At 55.6% G+C, this 4,033-nt stretch carries 3 protein-coding genes; all 3 read right to left on the reverse strand.

Annotation, left to right across the window (positions count from 1 at the left end; all coding sequences use genetic code 11):
* Window positions 1-215 precede the first annotated feature (215 nt).
* The 3 genes from ABYP39_RS17685 to ABYP39_RS17695 all read right to left on the reverse strand — a co-directional run bounded on the left by ABYP39_RS17685 (window position 216) and on the right by ABYP39_RS17695 (window position 3,802).
* The gene (locus ABYP39_RS17685) at window positions 216-1,205 is read right to left on the reverse strand and encodes a Rieske 2Fe-2S domain-containing protein (RefSeq protein ID WP_372748561.1); all 990 of its coding nucleotides are present in this window, start codon (window positions 1,203-1,205) and stop codon (window positions 216-218) included.
* 166 nt (window positions 1,206-1,371) lie between these two features.
* The gene (locus tag ABYP39_RS17690) at window positions 1,372-2,736 is read right to left on the reverse strand and encodes a DASS family sodium-coupled anion symporter (RefSeq protein WP_372783915.1); all 1,365 of its coding nucleotides are present in this window, start codon (window positions 2,734-2,736) and stop codon (window positions 1,372-1,374) included.
* A 13-nt stretch (window positions 2,737-2,749) separates the two neighbouring features.
* Window positions 2,750-3,802 (reverse strand): hypothetical protein, encoded by a 1,053-nt coding sequence (locus ABYP39_RS17695; RefSeq protein ID WP_372783917.1) that lies wholly within the window; start codon window positions 3,800-3,802, stop codon window positions 2,750-2,752.
* Window positions 3,803-4,033: the final 231 nt, after the last annotated feature.

Consider the following 4,033-nt stretch of genomic DNA (forward strand, 5'->3'; position numbering starts at 1 on the left):
AAGGCGGGTTCCGTGCACTGGGCACCGGCCTGAGCAGACAGCACCAGGCTAAACATAGGCAAGAGTAGAAATCGGCGATGATGCCGCAAACTCACAGACATAATTATAATTTTACCGCAATTTTCGCGCCCCAACCTTAACAGGTTGCGCGCAAAAAGAAAGGAGGCATTTGCCTCCTTTCCCGATACTTGCTGTCGTTATGCTTGCGCGCTTTTTTAAAGTGCGCGCGGATCAAAGTCCACATAAAACTGGCTGTACCATTTGCGGAATTTTGCGATTGGACCATCGCCATCACAGAGGATCGGGAGCGGACGATAAATTTTGTGCTCCCAGATCGGCGCATCTTCTCCCAGCTGGCCCACGATGTCTTTGACTATCGCGGCGTTAACACCACCTTTTTTCACCTCGCCATTCACTTTCGGCTGGGTAAAAGCAAAGCGGATTTGCACAGTCTCGTTGTCTATAGGCGTCGTCAGACCCATCAGGCAGGTTTCAGCAATCCCCTTAAATCGGGTATAGCCCTGGCCGGGACCAAAACTGGCCGTGTGGATTTCGCCTTTCACTTCACCACGCGGGGTAGGCATATTGGCTTTCTGCAAGCCGCGGGATTTCGGGCCGTCGTAGGTGGTTTCCCACTCAGGAAAAGAAGCCGTCCCGTGTACATAACGGAAGTGCGCTGGGTCGGCTGCATTCTCTGCCATTTCCTGCGGGTGGGTTTTCAGTGTCCACTCATAGCGATCCAGAGGTGACCAATCGTCGCTGTTCATTTCTTCGTGAGTTTCCACTTCCCACAATGGCTCAACACGCTCCGGGTGATACCAGGCCCAGATGATCTGGTTGGTTTCACGGGTTGGGAACGCATAGAGACATTGCTTGCCGGCAACCTTGGGCGGCATATTTTTGGCGTAAGGCACATCGGTGCACTCGCCTTTCTCGTTAAACTTCCACGCATGAAACGGGCAAACGATCGACTCGCCTTCAATACGGCCGCCCTTGCCTTCATTGCCATGGATGCCGTAGCCCAGGTGGGCCCCCAGGTGTGGGCAGTAGGCTTCAAGTAACACAGGGGTACCGCTCTCTGTGCGGAACAACACCAGATCCTGATTGAAGTAACGAACCGCACGCGATTCGCCAACGGCCAGCTCATCGGCGTAGGACACGGCGTACCAACCAAAAGGCATCGGCATAGGGTAACGTTCAGACATTGTATTCACCTCACTCGTCTGCCGGGCGATCCGGCATGGCTTTCAATGCCCGTAACTGTACGCTGATTGGCCGTGCAAACAATGACAAATCCTGTCATTTTCGTGGCGTCTATGGCCATAAAATGCCTAGGATGGAATTATTGTCCGATTTAGACAAGCACCGACACTAGATCAACACATAGGTTGCCATGGCAATAATGATCGCCCCCAACACACTCAGTACCACGCCCCGACGGGCCATATCGGCCACCCGCAGCAGGCCACTGCCGTAAACAATGGCATTGGGTGCCGTAGCGATGGGCAGGGCAAAAGCACAACTGGCACTGATTGCTGCCGGTACCATCAACTGCTCAATCCGCAAACCCAGACCCAGCGCTGCGGCCCCGAGAATTGGCATCAACAGGGTCGCTGTGGCCATATTGCTGGTGGCCTCGGTCAGAAAAGTGACGCACAAACACAGCGCCAGCAGTAGCAACCACAGCGGCCAGTGGTCAAGCGCAGAGACCAAACCGGCCACCTGCTCAGACAGCCCGGAAACCGCAAACGCCTTGGCTATACAGATGCCGCCGCCAAACAAGATCAGAATGCCCCAAGGCAATTCTTTGGTTGCTTCCCACTCCAACAGGCGCCCGCCCTTGCCGTCACCAATGGCAAACAGGCTGGCTGCCGCCAACAAGGCAACCGTCGCATCGTTGGCGCCGGGCAAATTTAACCAATGTGACCAACCGCCAAAGGGTTCAGTGCGTGTAATCCATAGCAGCGCCGTTGCCGCAAAAACCGCCAGTACCCGACGCTGCGCCGAATCCCATGGCTCCCTTTCTGGCAAATCTGCCGTAATCGGCGCCGAAAGCCCCCGAGACAGCCACCACATGGCTGTTGGCAGCAGCAACAGGACTACCGGTATACCCCAGCGCATCCACCCCAGAAAGCTAATTTCTTCACCGCTGATTTCAGTGTAGACCTGCATGAATACCAGGTTTGGCGGCGTACCAATGGGTGTACCAATACCGCCGATGCTGGCGGCATATGCAATACCGAGCAACAGGGGTATCGCCAGTGTTGGACGCTTGAGGCGATCAAGAATAGCCAACGCCACCGGCAACAACATCAAGGTGGTCGCTGTGTTGGAAATCCACATGCTCAGCATCGCTGAGGCCAGCATAAAACCAATCACCAGGCGCCGCTCACTGCCTGCGCCCACCCAGTGCAATGCCATGAGAGCCAGATGATAGTGGGTGCCCCGTACCGCCATGGCCCGCGACAGAATAAAACCACCCAGCATCAGCAGAATGATGGACGCGCCGTAGGCCTGCGCAACATCGGTGCTGCTGAGTACGCCAAACAGCGGAAAAACCGCCAGCGGTATCAGCGCCGTTACCGCAATGGGTACCGCCTCGACAAACCACCACCCGAGACAAAATGCAGTGACCACCAAGGTCACCAGTGCATCTCGCTCCAGCCCGGAAATCTGCCCAAGCACCGCAGCAACCAATGCCAGCAGCGGCCCCCAGAGCAAACGCAAATACGGCATGTCGAAAACCCTGTTATTGGTCAGGCTTAGGCACTTTTAGCAGCCTATTACCCGCGTAAGAACCGATATACCAGTAGTTACCCCACTCTACGGCAACCGTACCCGCACCCATCGGCGCACCTTTTTGTTCAAACATCACCTGCGGCGTCAGTGTCTCGGGATCAACGGCCACCAGCTGAAAGCGCGACTCACAGGCACCGTTATGAACATCGCCACATAAACCAGGCAGCAGACTATCTCGAGGATGCGAGGCCACGAGCAAACGACCATTGGGCAGCCAACTACTGTTATCCGGATGCTCTATCGCGACCTCACCCAGATGCTTGCCGCTCGCGCGATCAATTTTGCGCACCACATTATTGGTGTAGAGATTCAGGAATAGCGTTTTACCATCAGCGCTAATCTGAATGCCGTTGGGAAAAGATCCCATACTGCCTGGCTGAATATCTATCCCAGTATCAGGCCGCCAACGCCAGACATGTCCTTTCTCTGCACCAAAAAACGTTCGCACCAGCGCCCAGAGGTTATCTTTCGGAAACATCTGCGTTACCAGTAAACCACCCTCCGGGAGAGCCACAGTATCATTGATAAAGGCACCCTCTGGCATCACCACACAACCGCGCCAGTGCAGGGCCGCCGGCTCCGCTTGCCATTCGAAGAACTCCACCGACTCACGACCACCATGATTCACCACCAGCAACTGCCAGCGGCCATCTGTACGCTGCGACAGGTGAATACCATGCGGGGAGATTGCCGCGCCCGGCGCACCCGGACAGTCGGCGCTGCCCCACTGCGCTGAAGCAACACGCTGACCGGCCTGCGGATACAATGGCAGTGTGGTGTCGGTTTTGGGGTCGAACAGCACCAGGCTGCCTGCGCTATCACCCGTGATTCCGCCAAATTGAGAAAGTATCAATTGCTTTCCATCAGGCGTCAGTTCGATATCTTCCGGTGCCTGCAGATCACAGATCGGTACACGGTCCCCAACGCTTTCGCATGCAAAATCCCGCTGGGCATTACAGCCCGCCAGGCACACTGTCATCAGGACGAACGCCAAGCGCTTCATAGCCTCTTCCTTATTCGTTATTGGCACGCGCTACACACTAGCGAGCAGCGTAAGCCAGCGCAAGCCCTCCATAAAATCGGGGACAGACCCCACTTTCGAGCGCTGCGCTGACTGCATCTCCAAGCCAACAATCCAGAAAAAAGGGAGGCTGCCCTAGGTGTTGAATGACAGCCATACGAACAGAAACGCCACAAAAAGCAATGGAGCTTAACGCCTGACGGGGTTTCACCG

This window comes from Litorivivens sp. (assembly GCF_041625495.1).
Classification (GTDB): domain Bacteria; phylum Pseudomonadota; class Gammaproteobacteria; order Pseudomonadales; family Spongiibacteraceae; genus Litorivivens.